Source organism: Rhodococcus ruitaii (genome assembly GCF_055230935.1).
This window is the reverse complement of record NZ_JBUYWC010000007.1, coordinates 53,296-75,087: the sequence shown is the minus strand read 5'-3', so window position 1 is coordinate 75,087 and position 21,792 is coordinate 53,296. Positions and strand designations below refer to the sequence as shown.

Sequence of the window (21,792 nt, the reverse complement as noted above, 5' to 3'; positions counted from 1 at the left end):
TCACAGGAGTCGCCTTGACCGACCTCACCGCCCAGCCCTCGACAGAAGCCCGAGAGTTCACCATCCCGGAACTCGTGGATGCTGTCGCGTCGTCCATCCCAGACAGAGAAGTCGTCATTTTCCGCGACCGGAGGATCACGCAGAGCATGCTGGCCGAGCGATCTCGTCGGCTCGCCGCCTATCTGACCTCCCGCGGACTCGGTGCTCATACTGAGCGCGACCGGCTCGAGGGACACGAGATCGGCCAGGACACTCTCGGCATCTACGCCTACAACGGCAACGAATACCTCGAGTCGATGCTCGGGGCATTCCGCGCCCGTGTCGCGCCGTTCAACATCAACTATCGCTACGTGGAGAAGGAACTCGAATACCTTCTCGCCGACGCCGATACGAGCGCGATCGTCTACAACGCAGCCTTCGCCCCTCAGTTGGTCAAGGTCCTGCCGGCGCTTCCCCATATCAAGGCGCTGATTCAGATCGCCGACGACTCGGGTAACCCCCTGCTCCCCGGTGCCGTCGACTACGAAACCGTACTGGCCGAAACCTCGCCGGAAGCCGCGCCGGAACCTGCGTCGCCGAACGATCTCTACATTCTCTACACCGGCGGAACCACGGGAATGCCCAAGGGTGTGCTGTGGCGCCAGCACGATATCTACATGGCGTCCTGCGGTGGCCGGAACGTGTACACCGGGGAGTGCATCACCTCACCCGGCCAGGTGGCGTCGACCGCGGCCGACAATTCGGGATTCACAATGTTCGTGCTTCCCCCCTTGATCCACGGCGCCGCTCAATGGGCGTCACTCACCGGAATCCTCACCGGACAGACCCTGGTGTTCTCGCCGGTGGTCGACCGGTTGGATCCGACGGCGGTGGCGCAGACGATCGAGACCGAACGCCCCGCCGCGTTGATGATGGTCGGCGACGCCATCGCGCGGCCGCTCGCCACCGAGTTCGCCCGGACCGATGCCGACCTGTCGTCACTGTCGATCCTGGCAAACGGCGGTGCGATCCTGTCCCCCCCGGTCAAGCAGCGCCTCCTCGATCTCGTGCCCAATGCCGTAGTGATCGACGGCGCCGGTTCGTCCGAGACCGGAACGCAGATGACGCACGTCTCCAGCACAGGTTCGGTGTCGACCGGTCAATTCACCCCCGGGTCGAACACCTGCGTCCTCAGCGAGGATCTCGACGGACTCGCCGAACCCGGGCACGACGATCTGGGTTGGCTCGCACAGCGGGGACACGTCCCGCTCGGCTACAAGGGTGACGCGAAGAAGACCGCGGCAACATTTCCAGTGGTCAACGGTGAACGGTTCGTGCTGCCGGGAGATCGAGCGCAAAGGCTCGACGACGGATCGATCCACCTGCTCGGTCGCGACTCGGTGACCATCAACTCGGGCGGGGAGAAGATCTTCGTCGAAGAAGTGGAGATGGCGATCAGCTCGCACCCCGCCGTTGCCGACGTTCTCGTCGCCGGGCGCCCGAGCGACACGTGGGGCGAGGCGGTCGTCGCGATCGTCCAATTTCTCCCGGACCATGCAGCACCGGCCGAAGAGTTGATCGAACATGCCGCGAAGTCCGTTGCACGATACAAGCTTCCGAAGTCCGTGATCTTCACGGAGGAAATTCGGCGCAGCCCTGTCGGCAAGGCCGACTACCGGTGGGCGCGGGCGCAGGCCGCGTCACTCGGTTCCGAGTAGCCCAGAAAGAAGCTTTCCTCCCGCTCTTCGGGTTTCCGTCGGTTCGGAAACGGTGGCAACCCGAAGAGCGGGAGGAAAGTTCATGCATCGATTCAGCGGGTCTGGAACCGCTGCGCCCCGTCGAGGCGCACGACCTCGCCGTTGATGTACGAGTTCTCCAGCAGATGCTGAGCAAGGAACGCGTATTCGTCGGGTGTGCCGAGGCGCTTCGGGAACGGAATGTTCTTGGCGAACTTCTCGAGCCCTTCTTCACCGATCATCTCGAGCAGCGGTGTCCGCATGGTGCCCGGCGCGATGGAGTTGAGCCGGATACCGACCGAGCTCAGATCACGTGCACCCGTCAACGTCAGACCGATGACACCGGCCTTGGCCGCCGAGTACGCGGACTGCCCCATCTGCCCTTCGTAGCCGGCAATGGAGCTGGTCATGACAATGGCACCCCGCTCACCGCTCGGCTTGGGCTCCAGCTTCGCGATCTTCGCTGCCGCAAGGCGGAGCACATTGTAGGTGCCCGTGAGGTAGAGCGAGATCGTGTCGGTGAAACCCTTGCGCGAGTGCGGTGAGCCGTCGCGATTGACGACCTTCTCCAGCACACCGATACCACCGTGAGCGATCACGGCGTACCTGAGTGTGCCCAGCTCATCGGCCTTCGCCAATGTCTGCTCGACGGAGTCGTCGTCGAGCACGTCGGTCCGCACATACACGGCCTTGTTGCCGAGCTCGTCGGCCAACTTCTGTGCCTGCTCATCGGCAATGTCGGCGATCACAACCGCAGCCCCCTCGGCGTGCAGCTTCCGCACGGTCGCCGCGCCCAGACCACCAGCACCGCCCGTGACCAGTACAACTTCGCCTTCGAATGACATGTTTTCCCCTCCTGTGAATTCGGTTGCTACGTCGTCCGGTTTTCAGCTACCGGACCAGTTCGGCTTCCGCTTCTCCGCGAAAGCCTTCGCGCCCTCGGCGGCGTCTTTGGACATGAACACCGGGATGAGGAGATCGAGTTGCTTCTTCCACTTCTCCTCGTCCGACCAACCCCGCGACTCGGCAAGGATCTGCTTGGTTGCGGCAACGGCCAGCGGTCCGTTCTCGGTGATGCGTTCGGCCAGGCGAATCGCTTCGTCCAGAGCCTCTCCCGGCTCGGCCACGACGTTGACGAACCCGTAGCTGGCGCCCTCCTCCGCGCTGAACGTGTCGCCGGTCAACGCCAGCTCGACGGCCTTCTGATAAGGAATCCGGTCGGGCAGCCGCAGGAGACCGCCACCGCCTGCCACGAGACCGCGCTTGACCTCCGGCAGACCGAATTTCGCGCCCTTCGACGCGACGACGAGGTCGGTAGCGAGGACTATTTCTGTTCCCCCCGCCAGGGCATTACCTTCGATCGCCGAGATCAGCGGCTTTCTGGGCGGTTTCTCGGTGAACCCCAGCCCACGACCCTCGATAGCAGCGATCTCGCCCGCGGCATACGCCTTCAGATCCATTCCTGCGCTGAAGTTTCCTCCGGCACCCGTGACGATGCCTACGGACAACTCCGGGCTCTCGTCGAGTTCGTCCATCGCGTCTGCAAGCTGTTGACTGACAGCTCGGTTCACAGCATTTCGTGCCTCCGGCCGGTTGATCGTGATGATCAGGATGCGCTCTCGGCGCTCGAGCAGTACTTCGTCGGACATTGCGGCTCCTCTCAGCCGTCGACTTCGAACACCACGGCGCCGCCTTGGCCGCCACCTGCGCACATCGCTGCTACACCGATCCCCCCACCGCGGCGCGCCAGTTCGTAGACCATCGTGGTCACCATGCGAGCACCCGACGCCGAAATCGGATGTCCCAGGCTGCAGCCGCTCCCCGACACATTCACGATGTCTTCGTCGATGCCGAACTCGCGACACGCAGCAATCGGGACGGAGGCGAACGCCTCGTTGATCTCCCACAGGTCGACGTCGGACACGGCGAGCCCAGCGCGGTCGAGTACCTTGCCGATCACCGCGAGTGCGCCGAGTCCGCAGTCGCGCGGCGGCACCGCGGATGCCGCCCATGCCTTCACGGTGCCGAGGACCTTCAGCCCCTTGTCGCGGGCAAGATCGCTGCTCGCCAGAGCAACGGCTGCGGCAGCATCGTTGATGCCGCTGCTGTTGCCCGCAGTCACCGAGAATCCCTCGATCTCCGGATGCAGGACGGGAAGGTTCGCAAGTCGTTCGGCCGTTGTGTCACGTCTTGGATGCTCGTCCACACCGAAATCGATGAACGAACCGTCGGCACCAGCGACCTTCAGCGGCAGGATCTCGTCGACGAACTTTCCGGCGTCGATTGCGGCGACGGCACGCTGATGTGATCGGGCTGCCCATGCGTCCATGTCCACGCGGGAGATCCCCACGGCCTTCGCGGTGTTCCAGCCGACCGTGATCGCCATGTCGAGCACCGGCGCGTCGGGAGTCTCGGGGTGGCTCGGCGGAATCCATGGTTCGCGGAACTCCGTGCCGCCGGGTTCCGGCACGCGCCACTTCATCAGCGGACCGGTCGAGAGCGACTGGACGCCCCCGGCGATGAGGGCACGTTCCATGCCGGAGACGATCTGTGCAGAGGCATTTCCGATCGCGGTCAGACTCCCCGCGCAGTGACGGTTGACGGCCTGCCCGGGGACACTTTCCAGCCCCGCGGCAACCGCGGCGTGCCGGGCGAGGTCGCCACCGCCGTAATTGGCTTCGGCCAGGATTATGTCGTCGATGTCTGCAGCATCGAGACCGGAGCGGCGAATCACTTCCGGAAGAACTGCGGTGGCCAACTCTTCCGCCGATGTGTTGACCAGAGAACCTTTGAAAGATCGTGCGATCGGGGTGCGAACCGCACCGACGATGACGGGTTGTGGCATGGGTGAACCTCGCGTGATCAGGGGGTGACTGTGCCCCACCCCGGTTTGTCGAAATCGATCGGTGAAGACGTCAGAGTTTTCTGACCGACATCCTCTTGATGCCATGAACGAAATCGCTGTGCACGTATTCGGGGTCGGACACCTCGACCTTCGGAATCCGTGTCAGAAGCTCGCGGAACAGATGCTTCAGCTCCAACACGGCCAACTGCTTACCAAGACAGAAGTGCGGCCCACCCCCACCGAATCCGACGTGAGGGTTGGGTGTGCGACCGACATCGAACTCGAGTGGATTGTCGAAGACTTCCTCGTCGAAGTTGCCGGAGCAGTAGAACAGCACGAGCTTCTCGCCGGCTTTGATCGGCGTGCCCGCAACCTCGGTGTCGGCCACCGCATGACGAGCGAACTCGATCACCGGGGTCGACCACCTGACGAATTCGTCCACAGCCTCCGGTCCGCGCTCGTCCCAATCTTCGAGCAGCCACGAGATCTGCTCAGGGTTGTCGATCAGGGCCTTGAATGCGTGAGAGGTCGCTTGCTTGGTGGTGTCGTTGCCGGCCGACGCCAGGAGAACCATGAACGATCCGGCCTCATCGTCGGTGAGTCGATGGCCTTCGACTTCGGCCTGCACGATGTTGGTCATCAGATCGTCCTGTGGATCGGATCTGCGCTTGCGCGCGAGTTCGACACCGGCCTGTGTGAGCACGCCGAGCTGGGTCATCATGTGCGTTGCGCGCTCTTCGATACTCGCGTATTCATCGTCACTCGTACTGAAGAGGGCTTCTGCTGCATATGCGACCGCTTCATGGTTCGCCGGATCGATCCCGATCATCTGCGACACGGTCTGCATCGGCAGTTTCTTGGAGACCGACTGGACGAAGTCGACGGGCTCGCCCGAGTCGAGATCGCTGAGGAAGTCGTCGACGATCTTCTGGCAGTTCGCGATGATCTGCTCTTCGATCGTACGCACCTGCTTGGGCGTGAACGCCATGCTGATCAATCGACGATAACGGGTATGTTCCGGCGGATCCATGGTGAGGAAGAAGCTGATTCCCTTCTGGATCTCGGCAGGCATCGGGTCCATGCTGATCCCCGCCGACGAACAGAACAGTTCAGGATGTGCGCTCACATATCGGATGTCGGCGTGTCGTGTGACGGCCCAGTACCCCTTTTCCTCGTGCGGGAAAAGCGATTCGGTGGGGCGATGCCACGTGAGCCCGTCGGCTGCGCGCAATCGTGCGAATGTTCTCTCGCGCTCGAAGATGTCCTGGTCCCAGAACGACGAAGCCGAGATATCCAGCGAGTGGTACGGCCGTATCGACGCAGTGGAGACGGTGCTCATGCTACCTCCGGATACCGGTTGTGTGGGGCGTTGAAAGCTGCGGGTGAAGCAAGGACTCGCACTTGCCCGCGCGAGTCGCAGACACCCATACCGTATACCATTCCGTAAGGAAGACGACATGGCAACGACCGACTTTCTCAGATTCCAGTTGTATTTACCGCAAGCACTACCGCAGTGTTGTTCACACGTGCTAGCGTCCGACCTCGTGAGCATCCGGAATGGCACTCCCGATTGGAGGCTCGATGCGGCGCATACGTTCCGATACCACACCTCGTAAGCACGATCACGATTCGCGGACGCCGGGACGAATTTCCTCGGCAGTGGCCACCTACGGCCGAGCCACCCGGATGGGTGCATCCACGATCGCCATCGGCGTGAAGGATCTCGTCGGTATGAGGTTCCAGTGGCGGGAGACACTGCAGCAGGCCTGGTTCATGATCTCGGTGACTGCGATCCCCGGTGTCCTGATGGCAATTCCGTTCGGCGTGATCGTCTCCGCTCAGGTCGGCAATCTCGTCCACCAACTCGGTGCGAGCTCGCTGATCGGAGCAGCGGGCGGGATGGGCGTGATCAAGCAGGGAGCGCCCGTAGCCACTGGACTACTTCTCGCCGGCGCCGGCGCAGCGGCGATCGCAGCCGATCTGGGTTCACGTACGATCCGTGAAGAAGTCGATGCGATGCGTGTCATGGGCGTCGACCCGATCCAGCGGCTCGTCGTTCCCCGGCTGGCAGCAATGATCTTCATTGCGCCGCTTCTCAACATCCTGATCATCGCGATAGGCGTGGGTGCGGGCTACCTCGTCGCGGTCAGCGCTCTCGGGGTGACACCGGGCAGTTACTGGATGTCCTTCGGTGCCTTCACCTCCGATGTAGATGTATGGATCTCGCTCGTCAAATCCGTCATCTTCGGGTTCCTCGTGGTGCTCATCGGATGCCAGCGCGGACTCGAAGCGAAAGGCGGACCGCGTGGCGTTGCGGACGGCGTCAACGCAGCCGTCGTGTTGTCGGTGGTGTCGATCATCGTCGTGAATACCGGAATCACCCAGATCGCCACGATGTTCGCCCCCCTACGGATCGGATAGACATGGCAGTTCCCGCACCCTACGTACCCGGGCTACTCCGTCCGTTCCATCGACTGAGCAGGATGTCGAGGATCCCGGCGATGTTCGAGACACTCGGGTTCACGCTTGTCTTCTGCGGTCGGGTGCTGGCGTCGATTCCACTGACACTGAAGAACTATCGAGCTCAGACCCTTGCAACCATCACCGACATGACCTGGGGGCGCGGATCCATCATCGTCGGTGGCGGCACGGCCGCGGTCATGGTCGTGATGGGAGGAGCGATCGGTGCCTCGATCGGAATCGAGGCGTACAGCGCGCTCGAACTGGTGTCGCTCGGGCCGCTGAGTGGGGTGATCTCTGCCTTTGCCAACACGCGTGAACTCGCACCGATCGCGGCGGGTATCGGGTTCGCCGCGCAGGCCGGATGTCGGATGACAGCCGAGATCGGGGCGATGCGGATCTCCGAGGAGATCGATGCGATCGAGGCGCTCGGCGTCCGGTCCATCGGGTTCGTCGTGACCACCAAGGTCATCGCAGGGATGGTCTCGATGGTTCCGACCTTCGTGATCGCACTGGTAGTGAGTTACTTCGCCACCCGCACGGTGGTCACCACGTTCCACGGTGAACCGAGTGGGGTATACGACCACTACTTCACCCAGTTCGTGCTGGGTTGGGACATGGTCGCCGCCGTGATCAAGGTGCTGGTATTCACGATCGCCATCATCCTCATCCAGTGCTATCACGGCTTCTTCGCCACCGGGGGGCCCGAAGGGGTCGGTGTCGCATCGGGACGGGCTATACGAGCGAGTCTCGTCGCGATCATTTCGCTCGACATGGTCATGACGATCGCCTTGTGGGGCCTCCAATCCCCACTCGAGTTCACGGGGTAGCGCCTTGCCTGCATATGGTCTCCCCGGAGCATCGACGTCGCCGCGCACCGCTCGAACGACAGGCGTCATCGCGGTCGGCGTGATACTCATCGGGCTACTCGGTTGGATCGCACTGCCGGACGACACTGATCCCGGCGCCATGGACGTCACACTGGTCACCGAAACCGTAGGCGAAGGTATCGCATCCGGCACCGAAGTCCGCCGACACGGCGTCACGGTCGGAACGGTGACAGCGATCGAGCGTGCCGCGGCCGGGCAGTACGTCCGCCTCGAGCTCGACTCTTCCGCCGTCGCCGGCCTCACGAGCGCACTGTCCATCGACTACAGCCCGTCCAATCTCTTCGGAATAACGCAGATCACGCTCCTCGAGCAGAGCGGTGGCAGTCCGCTGCAGAACGGCGATGAACTCGACCTCACCGGCCCGGACTCAGACCGAGTTCACGATGCCACCACGTCCGCATTCCTCAACTCACTCGGCGGGCTCACCAACGAGGTGCTGACGCCCGAGCTCGCCGAACTGGCCGGCACGCTTGCTCGCGAAACCCGTGCGTTCACACCCCTGTTGGAGGCGATCATCGCGACGGTCGAATCGATCGAAAGGACCCAGGTCATGCCGTACTCCGGGATCATCCAGGGGCTCGGCGACACGTTTCTGGGGCTACCGTCCACCCTTCACGGCGGCCTGGTCCTCCTCGACTCCGTCTACAACGAGCCGTACCTCACGGTCCCCGAGAATCGCGAGAAGTTCGACAAGACCGTGAGTATGCTCGGTCAACAGCTGATTCCGTCCATTGCCCACCTCTTGACCACGTTGCAGCCCGACTATCAAGGGCTTGCGACGCTGCCCGTGCCCCTCCTCGACGCGGTGGCAACCTCCGGTACCGCCGCAACCCCCGGCGATCTCGGACAGCTCGTCGATCGTCTCGATGCGGCGTTCGCCGACTCACCTGCCGGGCCTGTCCTGCGGCTCGCACTCGGGATCGGCGGTGGTGATCGATGAAGCCGATGGGTCGCACACTGCTCGGGGTCGTGGCATTCGCGGGGGCGATGATCGCAGTGCTCGCGATCGTACTACGCACGATAGAGCAACCCGTCAACGCCGAAACACACACCTACACAGCTCTATTCGTAGATGCCAACGGCTTGCATCCGGGCGACGATGTCCGCCGGTTCGGGGTGTCGGTAGGCAAGGTGGAATCGATGGCATTGGACGGCGCTCAGGCACGCGTCGTCTTCACGGTCGACCGTGACCAGCCGGTATCCACGAACGGACAACTCGCGATCCGCTATCAAAACCTCACAGGACAACGCTATCTCGACGTTCAGCAACCCGAGCAAGCCGGTACAGCATTCGAGCCCGGTGCGGTGATCGGCACGGAAAACACCGTCCCGTCATTCGACGTCACCACGCTGTTCAACGGTCTGCAACCGATCCTCAGAGACCTTTCACCCGAAGAACTCAACAAGTTCACAGGCAGCCTACTCGCCGTCGTCGAGGGCGAAGGGGCAGGCATCGGACCGGCGCTCGATGCGATCGAGGAGTTGAGCATCTACACCGCCGACCGCCAGGAAGTCATCTCCGTCCTGGTGCGGAACCTGTCGACGGTCTCCGAGCAACTGGGAGGAAAGTCCGGGCACGCAATGAAGCTGATCACCGAACTCACCCGGTTGTTCAAAAGCCTGCAGGAGAAGCTCCCCGGTCTGATCAGCTTCGCCGCACAGATACCACCGATCCTCGACCCGCTGGACTCGATGCTCGCCAGTGCCGGCCTCCACGGTGATCCGCATCAACCGTTGAATACTCTGATCGACAATGCCTTCTCCGACGCCACGCTGGCCGTCGAAACACTCGACCGACTTCCCGGTGTCCTGCAGACATTGACTGCACTCACCCCATCTGCCGGTCGGCTGCAGTGCTCGAACGGCGAATCGGCTCCCGGACCGGAGATCTCCGTGCTTCTCGGTGGACAGAGGATAATCCTGTGCAGCGCATCATGATGTTCAGGAAAGGGCGGTCCGCTGCACCACAGGAGATCTCGGACTTCAGATGGGGACTGATCGGCCTCGCACTACTCGTCGTGGGAGGACTCGTCGTGGTTTCTACGTCGTTCGCAGGTACGGGGACCACTACCTATACAGCAACGACATACGACGCGGGCGCGATCAGCTCCGGCGACGACGTTCGTGTAGCAGGAATTCCCGTGGGTAAGGTCAGTGCAGTCGAACTCGCGGACGACCACGTGCTCGTTCGCTTCGACATATCGACCGACGTCTTCGTCGGGTCAGAATCGACGGCGTCGGTCAGGATGCTGACAGTCGTCGGTGGCAACTATCTCGCGCTCACTCCGGCGGGGGCATCTCCGCTCAACAGCAATAGGATTCAGCATCCGATCCAGACCCCCTACAATCTTCCCGAACTGTTCCAGGATGCCGTGACACCCATAGACGAGATCGACGGCGCCACGTTCCGAGAGACGTTCGCCGAACTCGGTACGTCACTCGAGAACGCACCGGACGCACTGCGCGAGTTGGTCACCGCAACGGACAGTGTCGTCGAAGTGCTGAACAAGCAAAGCGCCGATGTGTCGCGCACCCTTGCCATGGCAGACGAGTACCTGACCGCCCTCAACGAGAACCGCGCCTCGGTGCGCCAGATCATCGACTCCTGGATCCTCATGGAGGACATGGCCGAGCAGAGCCTCGCATCGGTCGGAAGTGCGCTCGGTACCGTCGCGCGAATGCTCGAGAGACTGGCTCCCCTCGGGACACACTGGGACAGCGAACTCCGACCCCGAATCGTCGAGCTCACCGAAACGATTCCGCCTCTCGAGGACCTGCAGTCCCGGTTGACCGAATTCCTCGAATCCGCACGGGCCCTCGGAAGCCGACTGGAGCCGCTGAGCGGACAGGCACGCGAAGTGACGATCTGCGTTCCGCTGCCCGAAAGGCCGTGCTGATGATCGCGACTTTCTCTCCCTCACGCCGGTTCGTCATCGTTGCTGTCGCGATACTGTCGGTGATCACACTGTTCGGCGTCACTTACCGGGTCATCGCCCCAACGAACGACACACGTTCGTACTGTGCACTGATGCCCGACAGCATCGGCCTGTTCACCGGCAGTTCCGTCACGGTCCTCGGAGTGCCCGTCGGAACCGTGACGCGCATAGTTCCCGAAGGCACCCGTGCTCGGGTGGAATTCGAGATTCGTGCGGATCGTCGACTGCCGCCGGATGTCGGTGCAACCACGCTCTCCCAAACCTTGATCGCCGACCGGCGCCTTGCCCTCGTGGGAAACCAGCCTCCAGAGGGTTCACCGTCATGGGACAACAGCGCGTGCATCACCTCGACTGCAACACCCAAGTCGATGACCGCCACACTCACAGCATTGTCCGACCTTTCCGACGAGATGAACGGAGGTCCCTCCCAAACACAAGACCTCGCTGACGGCCTGTCCGCACTCGCCGACGGGACCGACGGCACCGGTGACGACATCAACCGGGTTGTCCGGGAACTCGCGCGTGCACTGAATTCTCCTGACGCAGCTGTCGGGCGAATTGGAAACCTCATCGGCGTCCTTTCCGAGCTCGCCGACAAGGTGGAGGGTTACTGGCCCCAGATGAAACTGATGCTCACCCGTCTCCCCGGCACACTTGTCGCGGTCGAGGAACTGCTCATCAGTCCAGCTGTCGACATCGTCGAACGGCTCAGATACGTGCTGCCTCAAGTCAACGACGTCACCACCCTCTTCGGCGGCACCATCATCCGCAACGTGGACGCCAACCGGAATCTCCCCCAGATGATCAGCGCAGGTGTGTACTCGCTGAGTGAGGTCCTACAACTCCTCCCGGTGTACACGGGCGCGTTCGAGCAGGCCATCGACCCCACCACCGGGCACCTCGGCCTGTCTTACACACCACCACCGAACGCCCTACCCGACGAGGTGACCGAAACGTTGTGCTCGTTAGCGGGCGAAGCGTGCGAGGCAGCTGGGCCGCTGACCGCGCTTCTCCCCGACCTCCTCACCCAAGGGGTGCCGCAATGATCGACACGATTCGGCACCGAGTGCTGCGTTCTGCCGCAACAGTGGTGACCTGCGCACTCGTCACCGCGGGCGCGGCGGGATGCGGTTCACTCACGGTACCGTTCCTGGCGTCGTCGAGTGACACCTACCCCCTGCAGATCCAGTTCTCTGACGTACTCAACCTCCCGGCGGGTGCGCCCGTCATGTCCAACGGAGTTCGCGTCGGACAGCTCACCGGCGTGCACATCGACGACGCCGGGTTCGTACTGGCCGACGTGGAGATCGACGTCGGTGTAGATCTGCCGGCCGGGGTGAAGGCCACACTGCGGCAACCCGCCCCGTTGGCAGATGTGCACGTTGCACTGATCTCCGACATCGACCCCGACGGGCCCCCTCTCGCTCCGGGTTCGACGATCCCACTCGAACGCACAACCCAGGCCCCACAGATCGAAGACACACTGGCAGGTTTGGCAACGGCGACGGGAAACGGGACCATCACCAATTTCCTGGCCACCGTCCGCGAGGTGAACCGCGCCTTCCCCGACGACACTGCACGGACAGCGCAGATTTTCGACTCGCTCGGCACCAACCTCGACGACATCGCGGCACACCAGGACGCGGTCGATACGTTGCTCGACGGCATCGATGCCACTGCGCAGACGGTCATCGACGAAGACGAGACGCTCTCCGCTCTGATGTCAGAACACGGTGTTCAACACACGACCGAAGCGATGACCTCCGTAGTCGGAATCCTGTTCATCCTCACCGATCTCGGCCAGATAGCACCCCCCGCCCAGTGGCTGGCACCACTGCTCGGCTCGATGAATGAGGTGGTGAGCGTGACGATGCCGGCCCTGTTCGGTCCGAGCCCTGCAGACACGAGTAACCCCGCTACGATGAGCCGGCTCATCGATCTCCTTCACAGCGACCTCATTCCGTTCGTCACGACCGGAGCGAAAGTCGACCTCACGCAGGTCACCGTCGACGGTCCGGTCCCGGTCACCTACTCCGCGGATCAGCAAGCGCGCCAGATCGTCCAGGCTCTCCACATGCTGGGATTGGTGCAATGAACAGAAAATCCGCGCTCTCTCTCGCGACCATCGCAGCCGTGCTCGTATTCGGCGTGGCGTATCTGGTTTTCGGAGTCCTCCAGACGAATCCGTTTCGGGACTATCGGGAAGCGACGATTCTGCTGAACGACTCCGGCGGCCTCTCGGTGAACTCACCGGTTCTGCTCGTCGGGTACGAAATCGGCCAGGTCACCGCGGTGGGAGTTGGTGGACAGGGGGCCGAAGTGGTCATCCGGTACAACGAGAGTCATCCGATTCCTGTCAACAGCGCGCTGGTCGTCGAGACGCTGTCTGCTCTCGGGGAGCCGTACCTGCAGTTCTCCCCGCGGGAGGGCGGCGGCCCCTACCTGGAGGACGACGCTCGTATCGACACTCGCGACGAGGACGGCCCGGTCACCGTATCGGCGGCCGTCTCGCGCGCAGTCACTCTGATCGAGCAGTTCGACCCCGAGGTCATCGGGCGCCTGGTAGGAACTTTCAACACCGCACTGGGCGGGACGGAAGATGTGATGCCGACGCTTCAACGGTCGATGCGTCTGCTGGCCGAGACCCTGTTGCTACGCAACCCGGAGTTCGAGTCGCTCCTCGGCGATATCCAATCGATGGGCGACGACCTCGACTGGCTCGGACCGACACTCGAGGCAGGCGGACCAGCATGGGCGTCGGTGGGTGCCGAAGTGATCGCTCCGCTGGCTCACGAGATGGCTCTGCTCGCCGAGCAGCGTGACCCGGACAGCTACGTCACCGGCGACGGTCTGCTCCCCACGCTCCACACCCTCAACGACCTACTGGTCGAAATCGGCCCTGAACTGTCCGCACTCACACCGGTCCTCCAACCGGTCGTGAACGACGCAGCAGACCGAATCGGATCACTCGATATCGGCGACCTCGTGACGCAAGCCCTCGGAACAGTGGGCGACGACGGCACTGTCCACCTCCGGATCGACGTCCGGACGTCTGAGAATTGAGGAGATCATGGGTACGTCTTCACTGACCGACAACAACAGCGACGTCAACGAGGCATCCACTGCCGGCGACCCGTCTCGCCGACAGGTATCGCTGTCGACGGTCGTCGCCGGCCTGATCGTGATCGCCCTCGCTGCCTGCAGCATCGTGTTCGCGGTCATGTACTTCTCTGCCGCTTCGACAATCGACGCCGCCGAACACAACGCACAGAACCGGGCGCGTGCAGAACAGGTCGCGACAGATTATGCCGTCGGCGCTGCCACCACAGACTATCGAGATATCCAGAGCTGGTTCGATCGACTCGGGAACACTACCTCGCCGGAACTCTCGGCGAAGTTCGAGTCGACGGCACCATCGCTTCAAGAGATTCTCGTACCGCTGAACTGGACCTCGACGGCAACTCCGATCACCGCGAAAGTCCGATCCGAATCCGACGGCGTGTACACGGTGGACACGTTCGTGTCCGTGTCCTCCACCAGTAAGCAGGCACCGCAGGGTGCGAAGACGACGGTGACCTACACCATCACCGTCGACAGCAACGCGGACTGGGTGATCACCGACGTGGGCGGCATCGACGGCGGCGTTCTGCCGAATTGATGGTGTGGTCCAAGCGAACCACCCATGTGCTCCCGCCGCCTTCCCGCGCGCCGGCCAGCTTCCCGCGATGGTTACAACTTACGCGGGAAGCTGAGACGCGCGCGGGAACTGATGACCACTGCCGCCGGGCACTCACGGTGGACTAACCTGGATTCATGTCGGATCGGGACCGGACCTCGGACGGGAAACCGCAGAACGCGCGACCTCGCGACGCACTGGGTCGCCCCCTCCCCTACGGCGAAGAGGGAGTCGAGGGAATCCCAGAAGACGCACAGTTCGACCCCGACGAAGCGATCACCGAAGGTCAACGACTCTTCGACCACGGTTACCCGTTCCACGCCCACGAGGTGTTCGAGTCGGTCTGGAAGTCCTGTGAACCCGAGGATCGCCCCCTGTGGCAGGGTCTCGCCCAGCTTTCCGTCGGCCTCACCCACCTGCTGCGCGGCAACCCGAAGGGCGCGACGTCGCTACTACAGCAGGGGCAAGCGCGGATTCGTCATTACGAGGACGTGCCGCCACACGGTCTCGACATCGACGGGCTCTCCGCTTGGGCCGACCATCTGCTCACCGAGATCGAGCGCGGCGGCCCGATCCCCGAACCCCCGACACCACGGTTGAGGATGCCCTGATGCCGATACTCCCCATGTTTCCGTTGGGTACAGTACTGATTCCCGGGGATCACCTTCCCCTGCGGGTGTTCGAGCCGCGGTATCAAGAACTGGTCCGCGACTGCATGGCTGCACCCGGCGGCCCACGCTTCGGGGTCGTGCTCATCTCCCGCGGACACGAGGTGGGTGGAGGAGACCAGCGCACCGACGTCGGCACCGTGGCCCGTATCCTGGTCGACAACGAGCTCGGCGGCGGGCGGCACACACTGGAATGCATCGCCGAAGAGCGTATTCGCATTCTCGAATGGCTTCCCGACGATCCGTATCCACGCGCAGAGGTCGAGGCATGGCCTGATACCGGCTCCGCCGACGTGGATCTGAGCGAACTCGATGTGCATCTGGGCAGGCTCTACGGCCTGCTCGACAGACTCACCGAGGGTCGCGCATCGCCCCCGCCGGACGATCTTCCGACCGATCCCGGCGCCCGACTCTTCGCTCTCGCTCGCCACATTCCGATGGGCGATGCCGACCGGTACGCGATACTCAGCGCGCCAGGCCCTGAGGAGAGACTCGCTTCGCTCATCGAATCCATCTCGAGCACGAGCGACCTCGCGGAGTGGCGGCTGAAGAACGGCTGACCGGACCCTCAGGACAACCGCGAATACTGCAGACTGATCCGCCCACGCCAACGTCGTGTATCTGTCCGCCAGGCGCGCAGCATGGCACCGCCGAGGCGGTCACACGATCACGACGTCGAGGGTCCGCGGGCCGTGTACCCCCTCGACACGTTCGAGTTCGATGTCCGATGTCGCCGACGGCCCGCTGATCATCGTGGTGGGCCGCTCCGGGACCAGTCTGGTCAGCGCCTCCGGCACCCCCACCTCGACAGTGCTCATCGGCACCACGCACACATGCAGGTCGGGCACCAGGGTCAGAGCCCGACGGCCCTGGTCGGGGCTACCGTCCAGGAAGATCGTGCCGGTTTCTGCGCACGACACCGTGGACGCTGTCACCACACCGTCGAGGTTCCCGAGGTCCGATGCCGGGGCATCGGCGCTGTCGACGACGACCTCGCCTTCGAACTCCGACAACCACGAAACATCGAGTCCGGCAGGTATTCCCACTCGGTGGACACCGCGTTCGGAGAGCACACGCGCGATGGTGCCGGGCAGTTCGTCGACGGTACTGCGATGCACGCTCGCCTTGTAGTCGACGAGCCGGTCGACCAACAACTCGTAGCGTTCGTCGTCGGGGAGGGTGCGGCCGGCTCGGTAGCTGCGCGGAATATCCACTGGCTCCGCCGGTGCCAGTGTCGCGGCATCACGGATGCGCGCCAGAATCGTCTCGCGCGACGTCATCGGTTCTCTCCGTTCGTCCGCGCCTGCGCGATCGCTGCGGCGCCCTCCTCCGACTGCCACCATTGCCGGAACGTCTGCTTGGGGGGCGCCGGGATGTCGCGCGCTGCCGTCCACCCCGAGAGAGGTCCGGGAAGGTTGGAGATCTTGCCCTTCTTCCCTGCGACGATCCGCAGCGCCCCGGCAGCCTTCTGCGCCGCAGTCCACCGCGCCGATGACGACATCGCCACCGATGCCGCTTTCATCACTGCGGCCTCCGGCCCGAACTTGCCCTGCTCGACCTTTTGGTGCCGCAATTCGACTAGGAGAGAAGGGATGTCGATCTTCACCGGGCAGGCGTCGAAACACGCACCACACAGGCTCGAGGCGAACGGCAGGGTCGCGTTGGGGTCTCCTGGTTCGCTCATACCTGCCAATTGCGGGCTGAGCACCGCGCCGATCGGGCCCGGGTACGTGGATCCGTATGCGTGCCCACCGGTTCGTTCGTACACAGGACACACATTCAGACATGCCGAACACCGGATACAGTGCAGGGCTTCGCGTCCCACTCGATCGGAGAGCGTCGCGGTGCGTCCGTTGTCGAGGAGGACGAGGTGGAAGGTCTGCGGCCCGTCACCTTGGGTGACACCCGTCCACATCGAGGTATAGGGGTTCATCCGCTCGCCCGTCGACGATCGGGGCAGGAGCTGCAGGAACACTTCGAGGTCGCGGTAGGTGGGCAGCAGCTTCTCGATACCCATGACGGTAATGAGTGTGTCGGGCAGGGTCAGGCACATGCGGCCGTTGCCTTCGGATTCGACGACCGCGAGTGTGCCGGTCTCGGCGATCCCGAAGTTGGCACCGGACACGGCAACCGGAACTGTCATGAACTTCCGACGCAGGAATTTCCGCGCCGCTTCCGCGAGGTGCGCGGGATCGTCGTCGAGATCTGGGTCGACGTCGGTCATCTCGCGCAGAAAGATTTCGCGGATTTCGGATCGGTTGCGGTGAATGGCCGGCACCAGGATGTGTGACGGCTTGTCGTGGCCCAGTTGGACGATGAGTTCGGCGAGGTCTGTCTCGTATGCGTGGATCCCCTCGTCTTCGAGGTGTTCGTTGAGCCCGATCTCCTGGGTTGCCATCGACTTCACCTTGATGACTTCGTCGGAGCCGGTCTCGCGGACGAGTCTCGTGACGATGGCGTTGGCCTCGGCTGCGTCGGTGGCCCAGTGCACAACGCCGCCGCGCGCGGTCACCGCGGCTTCGAGCTGTTCGAGCAACTCCGGCAACCGGTTCAGCACATCGGTTTTGACGGCAGCACCGGCATCACGCAGTTGTTCCCAATCGGGCACTTCGCCGGTGACCGCCAGCCGCTTGGCGCGGATCGTGTGGGTCGCCTTGCCGATGTTGCGCCGCAACTGCCCGTTGGCGAGTTCGTGGTGGGCCGCAGCCGGGAAGGTCTCGGTTCCGCGCAGATTACCGAACCCGCGCGGCGGAACGGTGGGCACTCCGAGCGTGGTGGAAGTCATGCGGGCACCGCCATCGACTCGGTGGCACAGAGAATCTCTGCCAGATGAATGGTCCGGGTTCCGGTCTGCAACCGCGACATTCCACCGCCGATGTGCATCAGGCACGAAGAATCGCTCGCGCTGCAGAACTCGGCGCCCGTGGTCGAGACGTTGCGGATCTTGTCCGCCAGCATCGCGGTGGAGGTTTCCGCGTTCTTGAGCGCGAAGGTACCGCCGAAACCGCAGCAGGAATCGGCCTCGGGGAGTTCGACCAGGTCGATTTCCCGGACCGCACGCAGCAACTGGAGGGGCTTGTCGCCGACGCGCAGCATTCGCAGTGAGTGGCACGTGGGGTGGTACGTCACGCGATGGGGGAAGTAGGCGCCTACATCGGTGACGCCGAGGACATCGACGAGGAATTCCGACAATTCGTAGCTCTTGGCTTTGACCGTGTCGACTCCGTCGCACAGGCTCGCACTGCCGTAACGCGATGCCACGATTTCGTGCTGGTGCCGTACCGAACCGATGCAGGAACCGGACGGCGCAACGACCGCGTCGATGGACGCGTCACCGAATGTGCCGGCGTAGTTCTCGACGAGGGGCAGCGCGTCGGGCTGGTAACCGGTGTTGACGTGCATCTGACCGCAGCACGTCTGCCCTTCGGGGAAGACGACCTCGTGCCCGAGCCTGGTCAGCAGGAGGGCAGTGGATTTGACTGCATTCGGGAACAACGTGTCGCCCAGACACGTGGCGAACAGCGCGACTCGCATGGGGATCTCCGCATCGGCTTGTGTGGTCTGACCACACCATAGCTCATCGCGCGTGGTCGACATCACCCGATCGCCGAATTCTTTCGATTTACACCGGAAACTCGATTGTGACCGTCATCATGGTGTAGCTTCCCTGTGGTCAGACCACGTGGTCTGACCACACAGCCTTGCCGCACCAGCGGCCGCGACCTCAGGAGACCCCTTGTGGAAACCGACCTGCTCGCGGTGACATTCACCCCGTCGACCACCGCAGTCGGCGGAAGCCTCACCGCATCCGCGTTGCTCGGCGTTGTGCCGCTGCTGACCTTCTTCGTCCTGCTTGCCGGGTTCAAGCTCAAAGCCTGGTACTCCGGGCTCGGCGCGCTCGCCGTTGCCCTGATCATCGCGGTGATCGGATTCGGAATGCCGGCCCCGCTCGCCGGACTGTCGGCCCTACAGGGCATCGCATTCGGCTTGTTCCCCGTGATGTGGATCGTGGTCACGGCGATCTGGTTCTATGAACTCACCGTCGTCAGCGGCCGGTTCGAAGACCTGCGCCAGGTGTTCAACTCGGTCGGCCGCGGCGACATGCGCGTGCAGGCGATGCTCATCGCATTCTGCTTCGGCGGCATGCTCGAGGCCCTCGCCGGCTTCGGCGCCCCGGTCGCGATCACCGGCGCCATGCTCATCGCGATCGGGATGCCCGCCATCCGCGCCGCCGTCACCGTACTGATCGCCAATACCGCACCGGTCGCCTTCGGGGCCATGGCAATCCCGATCACCACCGCCGGAAACCTCACCGGGATTCCCGCTACTGAGATCGCCGCGGTCGTCGGACGTCAAACTCCTGTGCTCGCGCTGTTCGTGCCGATGCTGCTGCTGTTCCTCGTCGACGGTCGCCGCGGATTCAAGCAGGTGTGGCCGATCGCGCTGGTCACCGGTATCGCGTTCGCGCTTGCCCAGTTCTGGTGCTCGTCGCACTTCTCGTACGAACTGACCGACGTGGTCGCGTCGTTGGTCGGCCTGGCCGCCGCGGTGATCATGCTGCGTTTCTGGGCTCCCCAAACCCCCGAGGATCAGCTCTCGCAGGCATCGGCCGAACCGATCGGCCCCGCCCGCACGATGTTCGCGCTGTTCCCGTACTTGCTCGTCATCGTGGTGTTCGGCATCGCCAAGCTGTGGACACTCGGAGTCGACATCCCGAAGTGGCTGGCGTCCACCGACATCACGATCGAGTGGCCCGGCCTGTACGGAAATCTGCTCAACGACGACGGCACGGCTTCGACCGGCGCGATCTACACGCTGCCGTGGCTGTCCACTCCGGGCACGCTCTTGCTCATCTCGGGCGCCATCGTCACCCTCGTCTACGCGATATGGAACCACGCCGGAAAGTTCCCGATGACCGCACGACTCGCCGTGGTCACATTCGGGAGCACCGCATGGAAGATGCGTCTGGCCATCGCCACCGTCGCGACGGTGCTGGGCTTGTCGTACGTGATGAACCAGTCCGGGCAGACCGTCGCCATCGGCACCTGGCTCGCCGGCACCGGCGCGATCTTTGCACTGTTCTCGCCGATCCTCGGCTGGTTGGGCACCGCCGTCACCGGCTCCGACACCTCTGCCAACGCCCTGTTCGCACGACTGCAGCAGGCTGCAGGCCAGACCGCCGGTATCGATCCGACACTACTGGTCGCGGCGAACACCTCCGGTGGTGTAGTCGGCAAGCTGATCAGCCCGCAGAATCTCACCATCGCGGCCACCGCGGTGGACCGCCCCGGCAGTGAGCCCGAACTACTGCGCAAGGTGGTCGGCTACAGCGTCGGCATGCTCGTGATCCTCTGCGTGCTCGTGTACCTGCAGTCGACGCCGGTACTGTCCTGGATGCTCCCCTGACCAGGCCCGACACATAGGGTGTCCGATTATGCCGACACAGCCCGAACCGCGCGCGTGGGAACAGGTCCTGAACCACCTCGAGCAGATGCTGGTATCAGGGGAGATATCCCCTGGCCAGCGTCTGCCCGGGGAACGGGTACTCGCCGCCGAACTCGGCGTCGGGCGATCGTCGGTGCGGGAAGCCCTGCGTGTGATGGAGGCGATGGGCTTGCTCAAGTCGCAGGCCGGCTCCGGTCCGACCTCGGGCGCGATGATCGTGTCGCGCCCCACAGGGGGGATGACGATGCTGATGCGGATGCAGGTCGCGGCTCAGAGCTTCCCGGTAGCCGACGTCGTGCAGACCCGACTCGTCCTCGAGACCGAGGTAATGCAGTCGCTCGCCACACACACCCCGGATCTGGCCGACGCCGAAGAACTTCTCGACGCCATGGACGACGCTGAGCTGGAAGCACACGAGTTCCTGGTACTCGATTCGCAGTTCCACATCGCACTGGCCGATGCAGCCGGGAACCAGGTCATCGCGGCGATGATGGCGGGTCTGCGTGAGTCCATCGAGGGGTACGTGCTTGCCGGAGCTCCGCTCGCGATATGGCCGACGACATGTGGTCGTCTGCGACACGAGCACCGCGAGCTGATCGCGGCGGTGCGCGCCGGTGATCCCGATCTCGCGAGGAAGCGGATCGAAGCCCACATCCGTGGGTACTACTCCGAAACCCTCGGCTCGGATCCGTCGTAGACCACCCCTGGTCATCGCACTCCGAAACATCGTGTACTGTTGGTCAGGCAACGCGGGGTGGAGCAGCTCGGTAGCTCGCTGGGCTCATAACCCAGAGGTCGCAGGTTCAAATCCTGTCCCCGCTACCATCACCGGCCCGGACTCACTCGAGTCCGGGCCGGTTTGCTGTGCCCACGACGTTAACCCTTAACCCACGATGGCATCCATCGCGAGACGGTACCGTCGTAATGGACCGTAAAATCGCCAAAGATCTGCTGCATACCAGGGCCGGATTCTACGAGTCGACGGGATCGCGCGCGATGACCTTGACCGCGCTCGCGAGGGCCTTGTGCGTGACCGCGTAGATTTCTTCCGGGGCCGTCGTCGGAACAGCTACTTCCAGGATGTCGACAGCCTCGTGCATGCGCTGGCCGTGCGCGTTCGCCGCGCTCCGCGCGGGCAGGTTCGGCCGCTCACTCAC

At 63.5% G+C, this 21,792-nt stretch carries 22 protein-coding genes and 1 tRNA gene; 15 read left to right on the top strand and 8 right to left on the bottom strand.

The window, feature by feature from the left end:
• Window positions 1–14 precede the first annotated feature (14 nt).
• Window positions 15–1,697, top strand: coding sequence for an acyl-CoA synthetase (locus ACZI8W_RS10095; RefSeq protein ID WP_463368358.1), 1,683 nt, complete (start codon window positions 15–17; stop codon window positions 1,695–1,697).
• A 92-nt stretch (window positions 1,698–1,789) separates the two neighbouring features.
• Here ACZI8W_RS10095 and ACZI8W_RS10090 read toward each other — a convergent pair whose 3' ends face one another.
• From ACZI8W_RS10090 to ACZI8W_RS10075, 4 genes are all read right to left on the bottom strand, one after another.
• Window positions 1,790–2,560 (bottom strand): SDR family oxidoreductase, encoded by a 771-nt coding sequence (locus tag ACZI8W_RS10090; protein ID WP_463368357.1) that lies wholly within the window; start codon window positions 2,558–2,560, stop codon window positions 1,790–1,792.
• A gap of 42 nt (window positions 2,561–2,602) precedes the next feature.
• Window positions 2,603–3,364, bottom strand: a complete 762-nt coding sequence (locus tag ACZI8W_RS10085; protein ID WP_463368356.1) for a crotonase/enoyl-CoA hydratase family protein — start codon at window positions 3,362–3,364, stop codon at window positions 2,603–2,605.
• Between the two features lie 11 nt (window positions 3,365–3,375).
• Window positions 3,376–4,560: a thiolase family protein gene (locus tag ACZI8W_RS10080; protein ID WP_463368355.1), complete on the bottom strand. Its 1,185-nt coding sequence runs from the start codon at window positions 4,558–4,560 to the stop codon at window positions 3,376–3,378.
• Between the two features lie 70 nt (window positions 4,561–4,630).
• Window positions 4,631–5,899, bottom strand: a complete 1,269-nt coding sequence (locus ACZI8W_RS10075; protein ID WP_463368354.1) for a cytochrome P450 — start codon at window positions 5,897–5,899, stop codon at window positions 4,631–4,633.
• Between the two features lie 242 nt (window positions 5,900–6,141).
• On the opposite strand from ACZI8W_RS10075, the gene ACZI8W_RS10070 reads away from it, so the two are divergent.
• The 11 genes from ACZI8W_RS10070 to ACZI8W_RS10020 all read left to right on the top strand — a co-directional run bounded on the left by ACZI8W_RS10070 (window position 6,142) and on the right by ACZI8W_RS10020 (window position 15,750).
• Entirely contained in the window at window positions 6,142–6,981 is an 840-nt protein-coding gene (locus tag ACZI8W_RS10070) for an MlaE family ABC transporter permease (protein WP_463368353.1), read from the top strand.
• 2 nt (window positions 6,982–6,983) lie between these two features.
• On the top strand, window positions 6,984–7,850 hold the full coding sequence (locus ACZI8W_RS10065) for an ABC transporter permease (protein ID WP_463368352.1): 867 nt from the start codon (window positions 6,984–6,986) through the stop codon (window positions 7,848–7,850).
• A gap of 4 nt (window positions 7,851–7,854) precedes the next feature.
• Window positions 7,855–8,850: an MlaD family protein gene (locus tag ACZI8W_RS10060; RefSeq protein ID WP_463368351.1), complete on the top strand. Its 996-nt coding sequence runs from the start codon at window positions 7,855–7,857 to the stop codon at window positions 8,848–8,850.
• Complete coding sequence (locus tag ACZI8W_RS10055; RefSeq protein ID WP_463368350.1) at window positions 8,847–9,848, top strand: MlaD family protein; 1,002 nt, start codon at window positions 8,847–8,849, stop codon at window positions 9,846–9,848. Before ACZI8W_RS10060 ends, ACZI8W_RS10055 begins: the two co-directional genes overlap by 4 nt.
• Window positions 9,833–10,807 (top strand): MlaD family protein, encoded by a 975-nt coding sequence (locus tag ACZI8W_RS10050; RefSeq protein WP_463368349.1) that lies wholly within the window; start codon window positions 9,833–9,835, stop codon window positions 10,805–10,807. The genes ACZI8W_RS10055 and ACZI8W_RS10050 overlap by 16 nt, the downstream gene beginning before the upstream one ends.
• A complete protein-coding gene (locus ACZI8W_RS10045; RefSeq protein ID WP_463368348.1) occupies window positions 10,807–11,892 on the top strand; it encodes an MlaD family protein in 1,086 nt (361 codons plus the stop codon). The genes ACZI8W_RS10050 and ACZI8W_RS10045 overlap by 1 nt, the downstream gene beginning before the upstream one ends.
• Entirely contained in the window at window positions 11,889–12,941 is a 1,053-nt protein-coding gene (locus tag ACZI8W_RS10040) for an MlaD family protein (protein ID WP_463368347.1), read from the top strand. The genes ACZI8W_RS10045 and ACZI8W_RS10040 overlap by 4 nt, the downstream gene beginning before the upstream one ends.
• Window positions 12,938–13,909: an MlaD family protein gene (locus tag ACZI8W_RS10035; protein ID WP_463368346.1), complete on the top strand. Its 972-nt coding sequence runs from the start codon at window positions 12,938–12,940 to the stop codon at window positions 13,907–13,909. The genes ACZI8W_RS10040 and ACZI8W_RS10035 overlap by 4 nt, the downstream gene beginning before the upstream one ends.
• A 7-nt stretch (window positions 13,910–13,916) precedes the next feature.
• Entirely contained in the window at window positions 13,917–14,504 is a 588-nt protein-coding gene (locus tag ACZI8W_RS10030; protein ID WP_463368345.1) for a hypothetical protein, read from the top strand.
• A 155-nt stretch (window positions 14,505–14,659) separates the two neighbouring features.
• Window positions 14,660–15,133: a DUF309 domain-containing protein gene (locus ACZI8W_RS10025; RefSeq protein ID WP_463368344.1), complete on the top strand. Its 474-nt coding sequence runs from the start codon at window positions 14,660–14,662 to the stop codon at window positions 15,131–15,133.
• A complete protein-coding gene (locus ACZI8W_RS10020; protein WP_463368343.1) occupies window positions 15,133–15,750 on the top strand; it encodes an LON peptidase substrate-binding domain-containing protein in 618 nt (205 codons plus the stop codon). The genes ACZI8W_RS10025 and ACZI8W_RS10020 overlap by 1 nt, the downstream gene beginning before the upstream one ends.
• 99 nt (window positions 15,751–15,849) lie before the next feature.
• Here the strand turns inward: ACZI8W_RS10020 and ACZI8W_RS10015 are convergent, their stop codons facing one another.
• From ACZI8W_RS10015 to ACZI8W_RS10005, 3 genes are read right to left on the bottom strand one after another with little or no spacing between them, the layout of a single operon-like run.
• Window positions 15,850–16,470 (bottom strand): LutC/YkgG family protein, encoded by a 621-nt coding sequence (locus ACZI8W_RS10015; protein WP_463368342.1) that lies wholly within the window; start codon window positions 16,468–16,470, stop codon window positions 15,850–15,852.
• Complete coding sequence (locus tag ACZI8W_RS10010) at window positions 16,467–17,975, bottom strand: LutB/LldF family L-lactate oxidation iron-sulfur protein (protein ID WP_463368341.1); 1,509 nt, start codon at window positions 17,973–17,975, stop codon at window positions 16,467–16,469. Before ACZI8W_RS10010 ends, ACZI8W_RS10015 begins: the two co-directional genes overlap by 4 nt.
• Complete coding sequence (locus tag ACZI8W_RS10005; RefSeq protein WP_463368340.1) at window positions 17,972–18,724, bottom strand: (Fe-S)-binding protein; 753 nt, start codon at window positions 18,722–18,724, stop codon at window positions 17,972–17,974. The genes ACZI8W_RS10010 and ACZI8W_RS10005 overlap by 4 nt, the downstream gene beginning before the upstream one ends.
• Window positions 18,725–18,928: 204 nt before the next feature.
• Here ACZI8W_RS10005 and ACZI8W_RS10000 point away from each other — a divergent pair, with 204 nt between their 5' ends.
• The 3 genes from ACZI8W_RS10000 (at window position 18,929) to ACZI8W_RS09990 (ending at window position 21,460) form a co-directional block, all read left to right on the top strand.
• Entirely contained in the window at window positions 18,929–20,596 is a 1,668-nt protein-coding gene (locus tag ACZI8W_RS10000) for an L-lactate permease (protein WP_463368339.1), read from the top strand.
• 28 nt (window positions 20,597–20,624) lie between these two features.
• On the top strand, window positions 20,625–21,332 hold the full coding sequence (locus tag ACZI8W_RS09995) for a FadR/GntR family transcriptional regulator (protein ID WP_463368338.1): 708 nt from the start codon (window positions 20,625–20,627) through the stop codon (window positions 21,330–21,332).
• 51 nt (window positions 21,333–21,383) lie between these two features.
• Window positions 21,384–21,460: transfer RNA gene (locus ACZI8W_RS09990), tRNA-Met, on the top strand.
• Window positions 21,461–21,606: 146 nt separating this feature from the next.
• On the opposite strand, the gene ACZI8W_RS09985 is transcribed toward ACZI8W_RS09990, so the two are convergent.
• Window positions 21,607–21,792: a hypothetical protein gene (locus tag ACZI8W_RS09985; RefSeq protein WP_463368337.1), complete on the bottom strand. Its 186-nt coding sequence runs from the start codon at window positions 21,790–21,792 to the stop codon at window positions 21,607–21,609.